Consider the following 18,426-nt stretch of genomic DNA (forward strand, 5'->3'; position numbering starts at 1 on the left):
TCTGACACGAATAGCTTTCCGGACGGCCGGAAGTCGCACGTGACCAACATCACCTTGAGCGGCCACATGTGGCCCTAGGGTCGGCCCCCAAACCGAATCCGCGCCTTTTCCACTTAAGCTATCGGTGTTGCATAAACTCCTCGCTTTTCAGAAAGTGGCTATGGGGAACGCGCTCTCGGTCAGGCTCCTGGGCCCTCTGGAGCTCCTCGTGCAAGGTGCTCCGGTCCGCCTGCGTTCGGAACGCGAGCGCACCGTCATGGCCGTGCTCGGGCTCAACCACGGCCACACGGTCGCCACCGAGGAGATCATCGACGCCGTCTGGGGCGAGGCCCCGCCCAAGACGGTGCGCAACCAGTTGGCCATCTGCGTCTCCTCCCTGCGCAAGGCGCTCTCGGCCCCCAAGGACACCGCCATCGCCACGATCCCCCCGGGGTACGCGCTCTCGGGCACGTTCGCCGCCACCGACCTCGCCCTGGCCCGCGAACTCTCCCACAAGGCCCGTGCGGCCCGGACCGACGGTGACCTGCCCGAGGCGGCACGCCTGCTGCGCGAAACCGTCGGGCTGTGGCGCGGCGAGACCCTGGCCGACGTCATGAGCGACCGCGTCCGTGACGAGGCCCGCTGGATCGAGCAGTGGCGCACCTCGCTCCAGGAGGAGCGCCTGGAACTGGAGGTCCGGCTGGGCCGGCACGAGGAGGCGCTCGGGGACCTCACCAGACTCGTCTCCGACGAGCCCTTCCGCGAGCGCCCCCGCGCGCTGCTGATGCTCGCCCTCTACAGGGTCGGACGTCAGAGCGAGGCCCTCAACACCTACCTGGAGGCACGCGAACTGCTGGTCGAGGAGCTCGGGGTGAGCCCGGGCGCGGAACTCCAGCGGACATACCAGCTGATCCTCGACAGCGAGACGGTCACCTCCCCGGCCCTGTCCCCGCAGGCGCCACCCGTGCGGGAGGGCCCTGCGGACGGCGCCACGGGCACGGACGCGCCGGAGGAGCGGCGCGCACCGGTACCCGACCAGCTTCCCCCGGCTCCGGTGGGGTTCCGGGGACGGGACGAGGAACTCGATGTGCTCGAAGCCGAGTACAACGTTCGCAGCACCCTGGAAGCGCCCGTCAGTATCGCCGTCACCGGGATGGGTGGTGTCGGAAAGACCGCTTTCGCCCTGCACTGGGCCTATCGGAGAACCGACCGCTTCCCCGACGGCCGACTCTACGTGGACATGTCCGGTTTCACCGAGGGTGCCAGCTCCCTCACGGCGGAGGAGGTGCTCTACGACTTCCTGTACGCACTCGGAACCCCCCGCGAGGAGATCCCGTCCGCGCCCGCGGAACGCGCGTCCGCGCTGCGTTCCCGGACCGCGGGCAAACGCCTCCTCATCATCCTGGACAACGTCCAGGACTCGGCGCAGATCCGTCCGCTGTTGACCGGCCATGCGGGCTGCACCACGCTGGTCACCAGCCGCAACGCCCTGGAGAGCCTGGCCGTGACCCACGGTGTCGGCCACGTTCACCTGGCCCCGCTCGACGACGCCCGCTCCGTGGAGGTGCTGCGCGCGGTCCTGCACCGCCCTCCGGACGACCAGGACGCGCTCCTCGAACTCGCACGCCTGTGCGACGGCCTGCCACTCGCCCTGCGGATCACCGCCGCGCGTCTGACCGCGGCGCGCGGCCAGACGCTGAACAGCCTGGTGCGCAGGCTCGCCAGTGAGCAGCGACGCCTGGCCGAGCTCAGCCGGGGCGAGGTCAAGCTCACCGCCACCTTCGCCCTCAGCTACCGCACCCTGAGTCCCGACGCGGCACGGCTCTTCCGCTGCCTCGGCCTGGTCCACTCGTCCGAGGTCCCCGAGTGGGCCATGGCGGCGTTCTTGGGTACCACCTCCGCCGAGGACGCCCTCAACGCCCTCGAAGAGCTGCTCGACAGCCATCTGATCGAACTCGTCGGCGAGGACCGCGTCGGACAACCCCGCTACCGCGTGTACGACCTCCTGCGGCTCTACGCCCGCGAATGCGCGAAGTTCGTCGACACGGACGAGGAACGCCGCGCCGCCGTCGAGCGCTTCCTGGGTGGATGGCTCCACCTCCTGCGAGAGGCCGACCGTCACGGCAGCGGCGGCATCGACATCGAGCTCAGGGGCGCATCGCCCATGTGGTGCCCCGACCCGGTGGAGGTGGAGAAGTGCATGTCCTCACCGGCCGTCTGGCGCCACACCGAACGCCACTCCCTCTCCAGGGCCGTCGAGCACGCGGCCGACACCGGGCTGGACGAGTTCGCCTGGGAACTGGCGGTCTCCGCCATGCCCCGGTTCCTCTACGAGGGCCAGATCGAGGACTGGCACCACACGCACCAGCACGCGCTGCGCTCCGTCCGCGCCAAGGGGAACCGCAGGGGTGAGGCCGCTCTCCTGTTCAGCCTCGGCAACGCCCGGGCCGAGTCCGGAGAGGGTACCGACGCGCACTACCGGAAAGCACTGGAGATCTTCACCGAGGTCGGCGACGACCGGGGCAGGGGCCTGGTCCTGCTCAGGCTGTCCGCCGAGTCGAGGTCCTCCGGAGACCTGACCCGTGCCCTCGACCAGTGCTTACGTGCGCGCGAGGCGATCGAGCGCACGGACGACACCGTCGGCCGGACATGGGTCCTGCTCGCCCTGTCCCGGGTACGCATCCAGCACGGCGATCTGGAAGGGGCACGGAGCGATCTCCTCGCCGTGCAGGAGGCACTCGACGGCGACCCCCACTGGCCGGTCCGCGCGCACACCCTGCGGCGCTGGGGGGAGCTCCGGCAGGCGGACGGCGATCACCCAGGGGCGATCAGCGCCTTCACCGAGGCGCTCGAGCTGGCCCGATCCGGCTCCGACCTGCTCGGACAGGCCCACCTACTCCTCGATCTGGCGCACGTCAGGTTGGCGGACGGTGACGACCACACCGCCCACGAGCTGGCCGCGTCCTCGCTGGACCTGGCCCGGCGACTACGTAACTCCTACTGCGTGGCCATCGCCAGCCGGATGATGGCACGGATCCACCGGGTACAGGGCAGCGACGAGTGGGCCGACGCCTATCAGAGGCAGGCGTCGGAGCATTCCGCACGGCTGGACACGGGCTCGCTCAGCATCGAGCCGGGCCTGGTCTGAACCACGCGGTACCACCGGCCTCCGCCGAGCGGGCGGGGGAGCTCCGCGCGCCGTGGGAGTCCGGCCCCGTACCGGCGGACAGCGCCCGGACCGCGCAGGCCACCGACACCAGGGTCGCGTGGTGGTGCCAACCGGGGAAGGATCGGCCCTCGAAGTCATGGAGGGCGGACGCACCGAGGGAGTCCGGTGCCGGCGGCCGCACGGTGTCGAGGAGATGTCCCATCCGCAGGACGGAACGAGCCGGGATTCCGGGCAGGTTCGACACCCACAGGGCCGGGTCGCGGTCGTCCTCGGACCGCCACTCCCCCACCAGTGTGAGCGGCCGGGCGGTGGACCCGTCGTTCCCGTACAGGGGGGCCACCGGTGTTCCCAGGGCCAGGGACGTCCGTACGGTACCGTCACCGGCCCGCCATCCGGTCGGGGTGCGTAGTCCCTTGACCAGGTCGACGAGGCGTCGCGCGGACGCGGCGCCGTTGCCGTACCGGACCGCTGCCGGGTGGAGTGCCCCGAACCGGGCGTCACCGGCGATCCGGGCCACGTAGGGCGTTCCCGTCCTGGCGAGCCGGTGGAGCAGGCGCTCCGCGGCGTACCCGCGGCCGTCGAGCACCACCGGGCGCGGTGGGATCCCCCACTCGGAGCCGACGTCGTGGACCAGACCGAGCCCGGCCTCCAGCAGATCCGGTTCGGCGGTCTCCGGTACCCCCGTCTTGTACCGCAGGGCGGCGTCGTCGGTCCACCGCTCGGGGAGCATGAGCCGCCAGTGGACGGGCACGCTCCCGTGCTCGGAGGCGAACCAGAGCCCGACGGCCCTCTGGTGGCTGATCCGCCGTCCGAGTTCGGGCACGAAGGAGACGTCCACACCCACGGAGTGTTCTCCGGCCTTGGGGATGACCACGGAGTCCACCACCCATGCCGGAGGAGCGAGTTCACCGTGCAGGAAACGCGCCAACTCCGCGCGCATACGTTCCCAGTCCCAGGGGGACTTGCTGATGAAGTGGTGCAGGCTCTGCCCCACCTGGCCGGCTCCGGCCCGGTGGGCGATCCGACTGATCGTCCGCCGCTCCCGAAGGTCCAGCAGGCCGTCGAGGTAGAGACGGGCCCACCCCCTCTGGTCGGAGCGCCGGAGGGTGGACAGGGCCGCCCGCATGAGCGCCTCGCCCCTGGTCGTCGCGGTCGGGGCGCCCCGACCGGGTACGGATATCTGGTGAAGGACGTTCTCTGAACTGGGCATGGCCACCGTCTCCCTGAACGATCGACACGGTTCGTCTCCCGGGCACCGGAGGGGCGAAGGCGGCAGCGCCTCGGAAGGGTTGCTCCGGTCCCGACTTCGCTACTTCCAGGGCTCGCCCGGATACGGGGAGGAAGGCGGCGGGATCTCGCCGGAGACGTGTACCGAAACCCCGGGGTCGCCGAACCCGGCGAGGGAGAGCCCCAGAACGGCGACGAACATGACGGCGAAAAGGGAGAAGAGCTTCACGTTGCGGCCCATGTACATGCCTCTCACTAGGTCTGTCTTTCGAATCGCCTCTTTTGAAGCGGTACGTGACACACGCTAGAAAGAGGAGGTTTTGCGGTTATTTTCCGCTGATTTTTCCCGGGGAGCGGGGCCTTCGGGGGGAGGGACGACGTGGCCGCGCGCCGTGAGGGGCACGGCTCGGAGCACGTCGGTCCCGCGACCGCGCCACCGGTTCCCGTGCCGCGCGGACCGGGTCTTTCGTTTGCCGACCCTGACTCCGGCGGCACCTGCCAGACCACATCGGCGGTGACGAAACCCGGGATGGCGGCTTTCCCGCTTTCGTTGCGTCGTTTCGTCACCCGGCAACGCGCTCGGGAGCGGGTGGTCGGGGTACCCTCCCGCTCCACCGGACGGGGGCGGTGGGCACGCGGCGTCGGCACCGGTGTGCGCGTACCCGCCGGGCACCGGGACGGAGGGGTGGCCGGGCGCGTTCCGCGCGCGGACGCGTACCGGACTCCGTCCGGAAGGGCCGCATCCGAACGTGCGCACAACGTGACGGGAACGCTCCCAGAACGGATATGGGCACCTGCGCGGACATGCGCCACACTGTCCGCTATGGCTGAAACGGTCCCGCTCCGTTTGCCGCGTGCCACGGTGTTCGCCACCGTGTGCACGGGCGTGTCCTCAGCCGGCCACGTCCTGGCGGCGGGGCACGCGGTACCACCGCTCGGCCTCGCCGCGGGCTTCGCGCTCGTCCTCGCCGTCGCCCACGGGCTCTTCCGCTCCGAGCAGCGCCTCGGCCCCCTCGTCTGCACGACGCTGTGGTGCCAGGTCGCGCTGCACCTGCTCTTCGCCGTCGCGTCGCCGGGCGGGGCCGCCCCCCACGCGGCCGGATACGAGGCGCTGGCCGGATCCGGTGTCGGGCCCGGCATGCTCCTCGCCCACGCCGTGGCCGGGGTGGTGTGCGCGTGGTGGCTGCGCCAGGGGGAACGGGCGGCCCTCGCCCTCGTGGGCCTCGTGCGCTCCCTGCTGCACCGCCTGCTGCTCCTCGGCGCCGAGCCCGCCCCCGTCCCCCGCCCCGCCCCCGCGGGAAGCCCCACGAGAACGCCCCTCCGGCAGTCCGCCCGGCTGCTGTTCCTGCGCCACGTACGGGTCCTGCGCGGCCCGCCCGCGACCTTCCCTGCCTGAGGCCGCCCCGCCGGTCCCCCGTGTCCGGCCCGCACCGACACGTCGGTGCTTCGCATGCCCGAAACCCCCCGTGGGCTGCTCCGCAACCAGACCAGGAAGGTCGCCCCCATGACATCGCACGTCCCCGACCGCGTCGACTCCCCCGAACCGGCTCCCCCTCCCGATCCGCGGCGTTCCCCCTCCACGTGGGCGGCGCTGCGCCAGCTCCTGCTCCGCCTGCACTTCTACGCCGGGCTCCTCGTGGCGCCGTTCATCGTCGTCGCCGCCGTGACCGGGCTGCTGTACGTCTACACGCCCCAGATCGAACAGGCCCTCTACTCCGACCAGCTCCACGTCACCCCCGGCGACAGCGCACTGCCCCTCCAGGAGCAGGTGGACACCGCGGTCGACGCCCACCCCGAGGGAACGCTGAACGCCGTGCGCCCGGCCACGGAACCCGACGAGAGCACCCGCGTCCTGCTGGACGTGGAGGGGCTCTCCGAGAGCCACCGGCTGGCCGTCTTCGTCGACCCCTACACCGGCGAACTCCTCGGCGACATGACCAGCTACGGCAGCAGCGGCGCCCTGCCCGCGCGGTCGTGGCTGTCCGAGCTCCACCGCCACCTGCACCTGGGGGACCTCGGCCGCGTCTACAGCGAACTCGCCGCGAGCTGGCTGTGGGTGGTCGGCCTCGGCGGGGCCGTGCTGTGGATCGGCCGCAGGCGCAGGAGCCGCCGCCTGCGCCGCACCCTGCTCCCCGAGAGCTCCGCGACCGGCCGGAACCGGACCCTGTCCTGGCACGGGTCGCTCGGGATCTGGGCGCTGCTGGGCCTGCTGACGCTCTCCGCCACGGGGCTGACCTGGTCCCAGTTCGCCGGTGAGAACATCGGCCAGGTGCGCACGGCCCTCGGCTGGACGACTCCCGCGCTGTCGGCCTCCGCCTCGTCGGGTCACGAGGGCCACGGCGGAGACGGCGCGCACGGCGACCACGGCGCGGCCGGCCAGGGCGCGGACCTGGACCTGGTCCTGGAGTCGGCGCGCGCGGCGGGGCTGGACGGCCCGGTGGAGGTCGCCGTGCCCGCGGAGGAGGGCGCGCCGTTCACGGTGGAGGGGGTCTCGCGCACCTGGCCCGTCAACCAGGACGCGATGGCCGTCGACGCGTCGAGCGGCGAGGTGGTCGAGGTGCTGAGGTTCGCCGACCATCCGTTCATGGCCAAGATGGCCTCGTGGGGGATCGCCTTCCACATGGGGCTGCTGTTCGGTGTGACGAACCAGGTCCTGCTGACCCTGGTCGGCCTGTCCGTGCTCGCCCTCGTCTTCTGGGGCTACCGGATGTGGTGGCTGCGCCGCCCGACGAAGGACGCGGCGCTCTCCGTGGGACGCCCGCTCGTCCCGCGCAGGACCTGGCGCGGCCTGCCGTGGTGGTGCCTGGCCCTCGTCGCCGCCGCGGCGGTGGGTGTGGGCCTGTTCCTGCCGCTGTTCGGCGCCTCCCTGCTGGTGTTCCTCCTGGTGGACGCCGCCGTGGGCGCCCGGCGCGGGCGCACGCGCGCCGGGGCCGCGTAGTGCGGTGACCGCGGAGGCCGGCCGAGGCGGTGCCCTCCGGTATTGACGCCTCTATGCCAAGCGGCAGGCTGATAAGCCTCGTCGGTCTGCCGCCTGACCTCCTGCCGCGCACCCGCGACGGTTCCGGTCGGCCTGTGAGCGAGCCCTCCCCGGGCATACGGCCCGGTGCCGCCGGGGAGGGCGCCCCCGACGGCACCGGGCCGCCGGCTGGCGCGGATGAGGAAATCCTCATGCCCGTTTCATCTCGGGTTCCCCCCGGCCCGGGATGCTCGGCGGATATGAGATCACCACTGCTGTTGCTGCTGGCCGGTGCCGCGGCGGCCGTCCTGGTCGCGGGCTCGGTCCTGCTGTGGGCGGTGACCGGCCGGCCCTCCGACCACGACCCCCCGGGCGAGGTCGTGGTCGGGGAGTCCCCCGCCGCCGGCCCCCTCCCTCCCTCCGACGCGGGGATCGTCGCTCCCCCGCCGCCGGTCACCGACCACGACGGCGACGGAACCCCGGACGAGGACGACCCCGACCACACCGGACCCTCGGAGACCCCATCGGTACCCCCCTCCGAAACCCCTGGTCATCCCCCCACCGTCTCCTGCGGGGACGACGACGGCGATGATGATGACGACTGCGGCGAAGACGACGACGGGGACGACGATGACGACTGACCGCTTCGACGGGGAGTCTCCGACGGTGGACCTCGGCGGCCTGCCCGGAGGGGGAGCCCGGAGCGGGTCCGGGCACACGGCCGTCCATCCCACGATGGTCCTGGAGGGTCCCCAGCCCGAGGTCCCCCAGCGGCGCCGCGTTCCCGCCCGGCTCCTCATCATGGGCTGGGTCGTCCTGCTCATGGCCGCCGTCCTCGCCCTGGTGAACATCGTCACCTGGAGCGCGCTCACCAGCAAGAACGACGAGCGCGTCGACCGCGCGCTGTCCCAGGAGACCAGGGAGTTCCGGGAGTTCACCGCCGAGGGCGCGGACCCCGAAACGGGCGAGAGCTTCACCGACGTCTCCACCCTCATCCAGGTGCACCTGAGGCACCAGTACCCCGACCGGGCCGAGATCCTGTTCGGCTGGGTGGAGGAGCCGGCCGCTCCCGGCGGGGGCGCGGGCAGCGCCCCCGGGACCGCCTCCGAGGCCGTGCGCATCCGCCAGGGCCAGGAGCCGCCCTTCGACGTGTCCGCCGACCCCGGCATGGTCGCCTCCGTCCTGGAGTCGCCCGACGCCCGGGGAACCCTGGACACCCCCGCCGGCCCCATGCGGTGGGAGAAGATCCGCGCGCGGCCGCCGGGGGGAGGCGCCTCGGGCTGGTTCGTCATCGGCTACTTCACCGAGGCCGACGAGGACACGGTGGTGTCCACCATGCAGACGATCGCGCTGGTCAGCCTGGTCGGCCTGCTCGTCGCGAGCACGGCCGCCTGGTGGGTGGCGGGGCGCATCCTCGCACCCGTGCGCCTGGTCCGGCAGACCGCCGCCCACATCACCGAGGAGGACCTCACCCGGCGCATCGACGTGTCCGGGCGCGACGACATCGCCGCCCTCGCCGAGCAGTTCAACAGCATGCTGGACCGGTTGGAGGGCGCCTTCACGGCCCAGCGCCGGTTCGTCGACGACGCCGGGCACGAGTTGCGCACGCCCATCACCATCGTGCGCGGACATCTGGAGCTGATGGGCGACGACCCCGGGGAGCGGCGCGAGGTCGTGCGCCTGGTCACCGACGAACTGGACCGGATGGGCCGGATCGTGGAGGACCTCCTACTGCTGGCCAAGGCCCAGCAGCCCGACTTCCTCCGCGAGGAGGAGGTGTCCCTGGCCGAGCTGACCAGCGACATCGACGCCAAGGTGCGCAGGCTCGGCGACCGGGACTGGCGGCTGGAGTCGATGGCCGAGGGGGCCTGCCGACTGGACCCGCAGCGCGTCACCCAGGCCGTGGTGCAGCTGGCCGCCAACGCGGTGCGGCACACCGGGCCGGGTTCCCGGCTGCGTGTGGGCTCCGCCCTCAGCGGCGGGGACGTGCTGTTCTGGGTCGCCGACCAGGGGCCGGGCATCCCGGTCGAGGAGCACGGCCGGATCTTCGAGCGCTTCTCCCGGGGCGGGGGCGCGTCCCGGGGGGACCGGGGCGCCGGTCTGGGCCTGGCCATCGTCCGCGCCATCGCCGAGGCCCACCACGGACGTGTGGACCTGCGCTCCGCGCCGGGCGCCGGTTCCACGTTCACCCTCGTCATCCCGACCGGAAAGGGGCACGTGTGAGTCGCATCCTCATCGTCGAGGACGAGGAGCGGATCGCCTCGTTCGTCCGCAAGGGCCTGGACGCCAGCGGGTTCACCACCACCGTGGTGGGCACGGGGGCGGAGGCCGTGGACTACGCGGTGACCGGCGGCTTCGACCTGGTGCTGCTGGACCTGGGCCTGCCGGACACCGACGGGTTCGACGTGCTGCGGCGCGTGCGCTCGCTGGGCGTGGACGTCCCCGTGATCATCCTGACCGCGCGCGACGGCGTGCGGGACACGGTGACCGGGCTGGAGACCGGGGCCGACGACTACGTGACCAAGCCCTTCCGTTTCGAGGAGCTGCTGGCCCGTGTGCGGCTGCGGATGCGCGCGGAGCGGCCCGCCGACCTGACGGTGCTGCGCGCGGGCGGCCTCGCCCTGGACCTGCGCACACGGCGTGTGGCGGTGGAGGGGATCTCCGTGGACCTGACCGCGCGCGAGTTCTCGCTGCTGGAGCTGCTGATGCGGCACCCGGGGCAGGTGCTCACCCGGCAGCAGATGCTGTCGCACGTGTGGGGCTACGACCACGATCCCGGGTCGAACGTGGTGGACGTGTTCGTGCGGGCACTGCGCCGCAAGGTGGGCGCGGACCGGATCGTGACCGTGCGGGGGATGGGCTACCGGCTGACCGGGTGAGGGCGGGCCCGAAAGGGCACGGGAGGCGTCGTCCCGGAGCGGGGCGGGAGCGGCTCCGGGCGGGGCGGGAAGCGTTCCGGTGACGACGGGGCGGGGTGTCGGTGACGCCCCCGCCCCCGTCGTGTCAGGGACCCGTGACCTTCGCATGACGAGGATGAGGGTTCCCTCATCCGGCCCTCATCGGCCCCTCACGGGGCGTCCGGAGGATGGTCACCATGTTCTGGTTCGCCCTGGCGGTCAACACGATCGCGATCACGGTCCTGTCGTACGTCCTCTACTTCCGCCGCCACGGCCGGCGCGACCTGCTGCTGGCCTACGTGGCGCTCAACACCGGCATCTTCGCCGTGGTGTCCATGCTGACCAGCCAGGAGGTGGGCCTGGCCGTCGGCTTCGGCCTGTTCGGCGTGCTGTCGATCCTGCGGCTGCGGTCGGACCTCATCAGCCAGGGGGAGATCGGCTACTACTTCACCGCGATCGCCCTGGGCCTGGTCAACGCCGTGGCCGCGCCGATGCCGTGGGTGCTGCTGGGTCTGGACGCGCTGCTGCTCACCTGCATGTACGCGGCCGACCATCCGCGCCTGCTCGCGCGGCACGGGCGCCGCGTCCTCACCCTGGACGTGGTGCACGAGGACCCCGTGGCGCTGCGCCAGGACCTGGAGGCGCGGCTGCGCGCCCGGGTGAGGAGGGTCGAGGTCACCGAGGTCGACTACGTGCGCGACCTGATGGTCGTGGACGTGCGGTTCCGGGTGCCCGGGCCCGTGTCCGCGCCGGCCGACGGGCGCGGGTACCAGCGGGGCCTCGGCCTCGCCCCCCTGACGGAGTGGATGAGCGGACGTTGAGCCCCGACACCCTCGCACCCGTGGAGACGACCTCCCCCGTGGACACGGACCCTCCCCCGTACCAGGACGCCCCGCCCCTGGCGGCGCTGCGCCCGGTGTCGCTCGCCGAGACCAACGAGCGCGCCGCCCTGGTCACCCGGACCTGCCGCAAGTACCTGGTGCCCGCGGAGCTGCTGGAGCCCCTGTTCGCCGGGGCCGGGGACCGGTTCGGGGTACTGACGATCGACGGCCGGAGAAGCTTCCGGTACTCGTCCACCTACCTGGACACCCCCGGCCTGCGGAGCTTCCACGACCACCGCCGGGGACGGCGGGTGCGCTTCAAGGTCCGCACGCGCACGTACGTGGACACGGGGACGCGCGTGTTCGAGGTCAAGCTCAAGGGCGCGCGCGGGGTCACCGACAAGACGCGGACGGAGTACGCGGGGCCGCCGGACCGGCTGGTCCCCGCCACCCGGCGGTTCCTGGACGACGCCCTGACCGCCTACGGCGTGGAGCCGCCGGACGTGCTGGAGGCCAGCGCGGTGACCGACTACCGGCGCACGACCGTCGTGGCCCTCGACGGCGGGGAGCGGGTGACGGTGGACACCGGCCTGGTCGGGTACCGGGGCGGGTGGTCGGTGCGGATGCGCCCGGACGTGGTGCTGCTGGAGGTCAAGACCCGGGGCGGGCTCACGCCGACCGAGCGCGGGCTGCACGGGCTCGGGATCCGGGAGGTCCGGTTCACCAAGTACGGGGCGACGGTGGCCGCGCTGGAGCCCCGGCTGCGGGGCAACCGGTGGCACCGGGCGATGGGCGCGTGCCTGGACCGTCCGTCACCGTGCACCCTGGAGCGCGCCCGGTGCTGAGCGACAGCGCGGTGGGCCCTGGCGCCGGCTGGTGGGCGCGAGCCCGCGATGATGCGGAGAACACGGCCTGGCCCGGCGCTCCGGCCGCCGTCCCCCGCTCCATGGCCGGTGCCGGGTCAGCCGTCCACGCGTTCGCGCAGGATCTCGACACCGTCGCCGGTGAGATCGTCCAGGTGCGCGGAGCGGCCGGTCATCGCCATGATCAGAGCGAGTGTGCTCCCGGAGACGAGCGGTCCGGCGCCGGAGGCGAACGGACCGTCGGTGGCCTGGAGCCTCAACCCCTGGACCCGGCTCTTGGCGACGACGACCTGGTCCGAGCCCTGGTAGTAGTCCGCCACGCGGGTCAGCACGGCGACCGGGCGGGCGCCTGCGATGCCCAAGGGCCGCCTGATGTCCTCTCCGTGCACGACCGCCTCCCCCAGGATGGCGGGCTTGGGCAGGGGCGGTGACGTCGTGCTCCTCGTGACCCCTCGGAAGCGTGCGAGGGTCTCGGCGCCGGAGTCGCCCATCTGCTCCGCCAGGCGCATCGCGACCTGGGCGTCGAAGTCGAACCGGCAGCGGATGACCCCGGCCATCCACCGAAGGCCGTTGAGGGTCGCCGCCGAGGTCAGGTGCGCGAGTACCTCGCGCACGGTCAGGCCCTCGCACAGCGACGGTGTCGCCCACTGCTCCTCGGTCATCCCGGACAGGTCGTCGGCCAACGCCTCCCGCTCCTGGTGGATGAGCGGCCACAGGTCCGCGCGGCCGCTCATCGAGGGGTTCCACGGCACGGGCAGGGGGCTGGTGGTGTCATCGGACGCTCCTCGGGGGCGGGCCCTCGCCCCGCCCCTGTGGTTGTGGGCGGACACCGGGATTATCACTCCGGCCTCCGACATTCTCGTGGCACCCGGTCGGGACGCTGAGCGCGGCGGGGCGAGTACCTGCCGGACGTGGCGGCGGTCGTCGAGGGCGGCACCACACGCGGGGCGTCGCGAGCCGCGGGCGAAGGCGGACAGCGACCACGCGCGGGTGGGCCGCTGACCACCGGGGGGAACGGACGGCGGAGGTCCGGTTCCCGGTCAGGTCGTGCGCGTGTCGCGGGAGCGCGTCTCCGGGGGGGCGTTCCCCCGAACCGGGGACCCGGCGCCGCCCTTCGGCCCGACCTCCGCGCGGCCTGGCCGATGTGGTGGACTAACGCGTGCACCCGCCCCGGTTTGCCCGTCCGTCCTGCGGGGATCGGTACCGGAGTCGATTCCCACCGGAAGGCCCCCGTGTCCTCCCAGGTCAGGAAGGTTTCACGTGAAACCTTCCTGACCTGGTGCAGGCCCGGGGCCCGTTCCTCCACGGCTTCGCCACCGGTCACGGGGGCGGGCGCTGCGGCCGCCGAACCTCGCAGCGCCACCTCTCCGCTCCCTCCCCACCGACCACGGCGGCCCTCAGGCGCGCAGACCCGTGGCGGTGCCGGGTGGAACGGGGGCCGCGGCGCGGTCGAGGACGGCGCGCACGGTCAGGGGTTCTCCGGCGGTACCGGTCCAGTCCCAGTAGGCGCAGAGGGCGTCGAGCAGACGCAGCCCGTTGCCGGTGGGGCTCAGGGGGTTGGTGGCCGCCTCCACGCGGGGGAAGGGGATGGTCGGTCCCGACCTGGGGCCGTTGTCGGTGACCGAGAGGGTGTAGGTGGCCGGGCGGCGGTGGAGCACCACCTGGACGGTGCCGCCGGGGTCTCCGGAGCGGGTGTGCTGGAGGGCGTTGGTGGTCAGGATGCTCACGGCCAGGATGAGGTCGCAGGCCTGGCGATGGGTGGCGCGGGCCTTGCGGCGGGCCCAGTCGCGGGCGAGGCGGACGTGGCCGGGATCGGCCCCGAGGACGATGCCGCACCGGTCGGGATCGGAGAACCGCAGCCGCCACGGGGGCGCGATGGCCGCGGACCGATGGCCGTGCGGGACTGCCGGGGCAAAGGGGCCTGAAGTAATCTCGTTCATGTTCGCGCCTGCTGTCGTGAGAAGCCGGGTGTGGACCATGTCCCGGGGCTGGAATCACAGCCGCCGGGACATTTCGCCGTCCGGACCGGGAAGGACGTATCGGACTGGTGCGGCGGGTTTCCTTCCTTGACCCTTCCACCTGCGACAACGCCAGAAAAGCGGTTGTACGGGATGGCCGCGAACTGGCCGATTCCGTATACGCGCGTATGTACTCAGTGACAAGCTGTACGCATGGACGAGCCCCGGAAACCGGAGTGGACCAAGTTCGGACTGCATCTGAAGCGACTGCGCACCCAGCAGGGGCTTTCGCTCAACAAACTCGCGGCGAGAATCGAGTGGTCGGCGACCTATCTGGGGAAGCTGGAGAACGCCAAACCAGCCCCGAATGCGGACGTGGTGCGGGACCTGGACCGGGAGCTGCGTACGAACGGCGCTCTACTCCGTGTCTGGAACGATGTGGTGCGGGCGCAGTCGGCCCTCGACTGGTACGAGCAGTCGCGCGGGTACGAGAAGCGGGCCCATGAGCTCCGCTTCTTCCATCCGCTCGTGGTTCCGGGGTTCTTCCAGACACCCGAGTACGCGCGGACCATCATCACTCATGCGGTACCCAGCGCATCGGAAAAGCGTGTCCAGAACATCATCAACGCCCGTGGGTCCTGGCGTAAGGACCTGAACACAGACGAAGGGCTGCTCCTCAATGTGATCGTGACCGAACTGGCTCTCACCCAGCCGATTGCACCTGAGCTCATGCGGTCACAGCTTGACCGACTGATCCAGGAGGCAGCAGAACCCACGGTCACCCTCCAACTGCTCCCTCTGGGGGTGAAGGACCTTGCCTGGCTCAGCGGATCGTTCAGGTTGATATACATCGAAGGCGAGCGACCTCTCCTGTGCACTGAGTACTCCATCGGTGAGCACCTCACTGACGACGAGCATGAGATCCGCAACCAGGAAACAAGGTTCAGCAAACTCCAGGCCTGGGCGTTGCCCCCGGACGCAACGGCCCAGAGACTGAAAGAGATGAGGCAGGCACTGTGAACGGCTGGCACAAGTCGAGCTACAGCGCAGGCGAACAGAGCTGCGTGGAGGTCAACGAGACCCCGGACGCAGTCCTCATGCGGGACACGCAGAACCGGGAACTGGGACACCTGTCATTCGCCGCCGACGAGTGGACGGCCCTCCTGCGTTCCGCCACGGACCACGGCTGAACCGAAGGCTCCGGGGCGACGCCTTCTCTGGAGGCGCTACCCCCTGACCTTGCTCCGGCCACGTCGATGAGCGCGGCCGGAGCGGCTCCCAGGTCGTCCACGGCCTCCGTCCCGACCACTCCCCCACCGACGGCGATGGAGCCCTGGCACAGGATGGCCGAGGCCGAACAGAGGTCCAGAGCACCCTAATAATAAATGCCATCAATTCCGACATGAGGGATTCTTTGGGCAGGGCTAGCGAATACAGCCGTCCCTTTTTCACGCCCTCTGAGCTGGCATAACGCTCCGCCAGGCCAACTTTTTCCGACTGCTTCGCCGAAAACGGCCCCGCCCGAACATCCGTGCTCTAATCTGGCAGCGTCCACACAACTCAATACACACGATGACCCCGCGACGGTTAGTGCCGCCCGGGGCCGTGGCCAGCAACGTTCACTCTTTAACACCAAGGATTGCCAGCGTGCTCCAGTTTAGCGCTGCGCTTCTCAGCCGTGCCCTCGGCCCGCTGATCGCGCTCTTCTCCTCCCCCCGCGGACGCCACTCCACCGTGGCCGGTCGCCGCCGCCGCTCCACGCGCGTGCGCCGCTACGTCGGCCCTCCCCCGGCTCCCACGGCCCGCGAGGCCGCGAAGCCCCTCCCCCGCGCACCGCGTCTGGCACCGCCGAGCCAGACCAGCCGGGCCGAGGACATCGCCCTGGTCCGTCCCTACTTCGCCGCGCACGAGCGCCTCCGCACGGCCCGAGCCCGGATCCCCGGGCCACGCGACCCCGGACCCGCCCCCGCCTCCGCCCCCGCCTCCGTCCCCGCGTCCGACGACGTGCGGCGCGAGTTCGCCCGTGTCCAGGAACGCGCCGCCGCCCTCCTGAGGCAGTGGTCGGCCGCCCCGGAGGGCGACCTGCTCTCCGGCCCCGCGCCCCGGTTCGGGGTCTTCCGGCCCGCCGAGCACGTCAAGCCCGCCGAGCCCGCCAGGCCCGCCGGGCCCTCGGAGTGGGACGAACTCACCTCCCTCACGCGCACCTGGCTCGACCAGCGGCAGCGGCAGGAGGTTCCGGCGTGAATCCGCTGACCGGGACCCCGGCCGGGGAGCCCCGCCCGTTCGTGTTCTGGGAACACCGCCTCTACCCGGGCGACCTGGCGCTGCTGTCACGGGTCCGCGAGGACCTGTCCCGGGACCTGGCCGGGTTCGACGCCGACCTGGTGGAGACCGTACGGCTGTGCGCCAGCGAACTGTTCGCCAACTGCGTCAAGTACACCGGCTCCGGCCGCGAGGGCGGCGAGGTGCTGCGCGCGCTGTCGATGCCGGACCGGCGCACCCTGCGCTTCTCGGTGAGCGACTGCGGGGGCGGCGGGGGCGTCCCCCGCGTTCCGGTCGAGCGCGACGGCGACGAGTGGGACTGGGCCGAGGGCCAGCGCGGACTGCTGCTCGTGGAGAACCTGTCCCGCGCGTGGGGCCACTTCCGGCTGGCCCCCTGGGCGGACCTGGGCACCCACGTGTGGGCGGTCTTCGACGTGGCTCCGGAACGGTCTCCCCGGGGCCTGCGCCCGTACGTCTTCACCTCGTGAGCCCGAGCGCTCCGGGCCGTGGGACCGGTTCCCACGGCCCCCTTCCCTCCCACCCCCGGTCAAGGAGCCGTATGCCCAGCCGAGAACACGAGATCCCGCTGCGGATCATCCAGAACCAACCCGCGCTCGCGGCGGTACTGCTGCATGAGTCCCTGGGGTTGGACGTACCCCACCACACCGAGGCCCTGTCGACCACCTCGGTCCTGACCAACTGCGACCCGAAGGAGCTCAACAGCGACGGCGCCACCCTGCTCCGGGACGGCGACCGCAACGTGCTGGCCATCGTCGTGGAGCGCCAGAACAGCCCTGACCGGGGCAAGCGGGCGAGCTGGCCCGCCTACCTGGTCAACCTGCACGTGCGCCTGGAATGCCCCGCGGTGCTCGTCGTCCTGTGCCCCGACGAGGCGATGGCGCGCTGGTGCGCCAAGCCCATCAGTGTCGGCCACCCCGGCTTCGACCTGACCCCGCTGGTGGTCGGCCCGGGCAACACACCCGTCATCACCGATGTGGACCGGGCGCGGGAGATGCCCGAGCTGGCGGTGCTGTCGGCCCACACCCACGGGGACGCCCATCCGCTCACGCTGAAAGCCGTGGTGGAGGCGCTCGACGCCACCGCCCCGAGGAACCGTCCGTTCTACTATGACTACGTACTGGCCGGTCTCAACGAGGCCGCCCGGAAGGAGCTGGAGGGCTTGATGTCCGTGGACACCTACGAATGGCAGAGCGACTTCGCCCGCGAGTACGTCGGCATGGGCCGTGAGGAGGGCCGCGAGGAGGGCCGGGCGGCCGAGGCCGCGGACAACGTCCTGCTCCTCCTCGACGCGCGCGGTCTGGCCGTGTCCGACCAGGTCCGCCGACGCGTCGAGTCCTGCACCGACCTCAGGACCCTGCGAGCGTGGGTCCGCCGCGCCGCCACGGTCGAGCACGCCGAGGACCTCTTCGGCTGACGCGCACCGGGGCCCGCACGCGCGGTACTCCACGCGGGCCCGCTGAGGAGGGGGAAAGCGGCGGCCACCGCCGCCGTATCCGATCGGGGCGGTGGCCTGTCGCGACGTCCCTCCCGCTACCAGAGGGACCTCACGGTCTACTGGTGTTCCCCGGGTCCGGCACCGCCACTCGCGGTGGAGGAGATTCCCCGGCACCGCCCGGCCCCCCGTCGCGAGTTCCCGCGGGGCGGCGCCGGGGTAGGCCCACTCCGGACACGGCGCGGAGGAGACCATGGCCGGACACGGGACCGACGAACGCGGGTTCCTGAGCGGACCGCACACCACCGAGCGCCCCCGCTCCACGAGCACGGCGGTCTACACGGCGCGCTTCGCCGCGCCGCCCGACCGGGTGTTCTCGTTCTGCACGAGCAGGTCGGGCTTCGAGGACTCCATGCCCGAGGGCGTGAGGGTCCTGCGCTGGCCCGAACGGGGGTTCGCCGAGGGCGAGACGATGGTGCTGCGCTGGCGCCTGGCCGGCGTGCTCCCCGTGCGCTGGGTCGGCGTCATCGACTCCTTCGAGGACGGGGTCGGCTTCACCGACCTACAGCTGCGCGGCCTGTTCCGGTACTTTCGGCACACCCATGCGGTCGAACCGGCGGGGACCGCGACCGCCTACACCGACCGGGTGGAGTTCGCCAGCCGCTTCGGCCCTGTTGTGGACAGGACGGTCCTGCGGTTTGTGATGAACCGAATGTTCCTCACACGTCTGGCCAGGATGCGGGAGCTCCTGGAGGACGGGCACTGACACCGCCCCCTCCACGGGGCCGGGCGGGGACCGGAGGACGCGCAGCGCCCGCCGGATCGTTCCGGCGGGCGCTGT

Annotated in this window: 18 protein-coding genes; 14 read left to right on the top strand and 4 right to left on the bottom strand. The window is 71.9% G+C overall.

Going from position 1 to position 18,426, the window contains the following annotated elements; translation table 11 throughout:
* The first annotated feature begins 160 nt into the window (after positions 1-160).
* Positions 161-3,127, top strand: coding sequence for a BTAD domain-containing putative transcriptional regulator (locus A6A08_RS04930; RefSeq protein WP_073701324.1), 2,967 nt, complete (start codon positions 161-163; stop codon positions 3,125-3,127).
* On the opposite strand, the gene A6A08_RS04935 is transcribed toward A6A08_RS04930, so the two are convergent.
* Together A6A08_RS04935 and A6A08_RS27900 are read right to left on the bottom strand one after the other, a co-directional pair.
* Complete coding sequence (locus tag A6A08_RS04935; protein ID WP_083608869.1) at positions 3,102-4,358, bottom strand: transposase; 1,257 nt, start codon at positions 4,356-4,358, stop codon at positions 3,102-3,104. The genes A6A08_RS04930 and A6A08_RS04935 overlap by 26 nt on opposite strands.
* A 99-nt stretch (positions 4,359-4,457) precedes the next feature.
* Positions 4,458-4,616, bottom strand: coding sequence for a hypothetical protein (locus tag A6A08_RS27900; RefSeq protein ID WP_158069260.1), 159 nt, complete (start codon positions 4,614-4,616; stop codon positions 4,458-4,460).
* Positions 4,617-5,198: 582 nt separating this feature from the next.
* On the opposite strand from A6A08_RS27900, the gene A6A08_RS04940 reads away from it, so the two are divergent.
* The 7 genes from A6A08_RS04940 to A6A08_RS04970 all read left to right on the top strand — a co-directional run bounded on the left by A6A08_RS04940 (position 5,199) and on the right by A6A08_RS04970 (position 11,894).
* The gene (locus A6A08_RS04940) at positions 5,199-5,771 is read left to right on the top strand and encodes a hypothetical protein (RefSeq protein WP_073701326.1); all 573 of its coding nucleotides are present in this window, start codon (positions 5,199-5,201) and stop codon (positions 5,769-5,771) included.
* 54 nt (positions 5,772-5,825) lie between these two features.
* Positions 5,826-7,313 (top strand): PepSY domain-containing protein, encoded by a 1,488-nt coding sequence (locus A6A08_RS04945; RefSeq protein ID WP_242422121.1) that lies wholly within the window; start codon positions 5,826-5,828, stop codon positions 7,311-7,313.
* A 278-nt stretch (positions 7,314-7,591) separates the two neighbouring features.
* Positions 7,592-7,972 (top strand): hypothetical protein, encoded by a 381-nt coding sequence (locus A6A08_RS04950; RefSeq protein WP_073701328.1) that lies wholly within the window; start codon positions 7,592-7,594, stop codon positions 7,970-7,972.
* On the top strand, positions 7,962-9,554 hold the full coding sequence (locus tag A6A08_RS04955) for a cell wall metabolism sensor histidine kinase WalK (protein WP_073701329.1): 1,593 nt from the start codon (positions 7,962-7,964) through the stop codon (positions 9,552-9,554). The genes A6A08_RS04950 and A6A08_RS04955 overlap by 11 nt, the downstream gene beginning before the upstream one ends.
* Complete coding sequence (locus tag A6A08_RS04960; RefSeq protein WP_073701330.1) at positions 9,551-10,210, top strand: response regulator transcription factor; 660 nt, start codon at positions 9,551-9,553, stop codon at positions 10,208-10,210. The genes A6A08_RS04955 and A6A08_RS04960 overlap by 4 nt, the downstream gene beginning before the upstream one ends.
* 215 nt (positions 10,211-10,425) lie before the next feature.
* Complete coding sequence (locus A6A08_RS04965) at positions 10,426-11,049, top strand: DUF4956 domain-containing protein (RefSeq protein WP_073701461.1); 624 nt, start codon at positions 10,426-10,428, stop codon at positions 11,047-11,049.
* A complete protein-coding gene (locus A6A08_RS04970; protein ID WP_073701331.1) occupies positions 11,046-11,894 on the top strand; it encodes a polyphosphate polymerase domain-containing protein in 849 nt (282 codons plus the stop codon). Before A6A08_RS04965 ends, A6A08_RS04970 begins: the two co-directional genes overlap by 4 nt.
* Positions 11,895-12,010: 116 nt before the next feature.
* On the opposite strand, the gene A6A08_RS04975 is transcribed toward A6A08_RS04970, so the two are convergent.
* Together A6A08_RS04975 and A6A08_RS04980 are read right to left on the bottom strand one after the other, a co-directional pair.
* Entirely contained in the window at positions 12,011-12,646 is a 636-nt protein-coding gene (locus tag A6A08_RS04975; protein ID WP_073701332.1) for a maleylpyruvate isomerase family mycothiol-dependent enzyme, read from the bottom strand.
* Between the two features lie 663 nt (positions 12,647-13,309).
* Positions 13,310-13,852 carry an ATP-binding protein gene (locus tag A6A08_RS04980; RefSeq protein WP_143181675.1) on the bottom strand — a complete coding sequence of 181 codons (543 nt, stop codon included), beginning with the start codon at positions 13,850-13,852 and terminating at the stop codon, positions 13,310-13,312.
* 231 nt (positions 13,853-14,083) lie between these two features.
* Between A6A08_RS04980 and A6A08_RS04985 the strand changes: the two genes are divergently transcribed.
* From A6A08_RS04985 to A6A08_RS05010, 6 genes are all read left to right on the top strand, one after another.
* Positions 14,084-14,890 (top strand): helix-turn-helix transcriptional regulator, encoded by an 807-nt coding sequence (locus A6A08_RS04985; RefSeq protein ID WP_073701333.1) that lies wholly within the window; start codon positions 14,084-14,086, stop codon positions 14,888-14,890.
* Positions 14,887-15,060, top strand: coding sequence for a DUF397 domain-containing protein (locus A6A08_RS04990; protein WP_073701334.1), 174 nt, complete (start codon positions 14,887-14,889; stop codon positions 15,058-15,060). Before A6A08_RS04985 ends, A6A08_RS04990 begins: the two co-directional genes overlap by 4 nt.
* A gap of 457 nt (positions 15,061-15,517) precedes the next feature.
* On the top strand, positions 15,518-16,114 hold the full coding sequence (locus A6A08_RS04995; RefSeq protein ID WP_073701335.1) for a hypothetical protein: 597 nt from the start codon (positions 15,518-15,520) through the stop codon (positions 16,112-16,114).
* A complete protein-coding gene (locus tag A6A08_RS05000; RefSeq protein ID WP_242422122.1) occupies positions 16,111-16,620 on the top strand; it encodes an ATP-binding protein in 510 nt (169 codons plus the stop codon). The genes A6A08_RS04995 and A6A08_RS05000 overlap by 4 nt, the downstream gene beginning before the upstream one ends.
* Positions 16,621-16,691: 71 nt before the next feature.
* Positions 16,692-17,567, top strand: coding sequence for a hypothetical protein (locus A6A08_RS05005; RefSeq protein WP_073701336.1), 876 nt, complete (start codon positions 16,692-16,694; stop codon positions 17,565-17,567).
* A gap of 271 nt (positions 17,568-17,838) precedes the next feature.
* Positions 17,839-18,351: an SRPBCC family protein gene (locus A6A08_RS05010; RefSeq protein ID WP_073701337.1), complete on the top strand. Its 513-nt coding sequence runs from the start codon at positions 17,839-17,841 to the stop codon at positions 18,349-18,351.
* Positions 18,352-18,426 lie beyond the last annotated feature (75 nt).

Source organism: Nocardiopsis sp. TSRI0078, from assembly GCF_001905145.1.
In the GTDB taxonomy this organism is placed as follows: domain Bacteria; phylum Actinomycetota; class Actinomycetes; order Streptosporangiales; family Streptosporangiaceae; genus Nocardiopsis.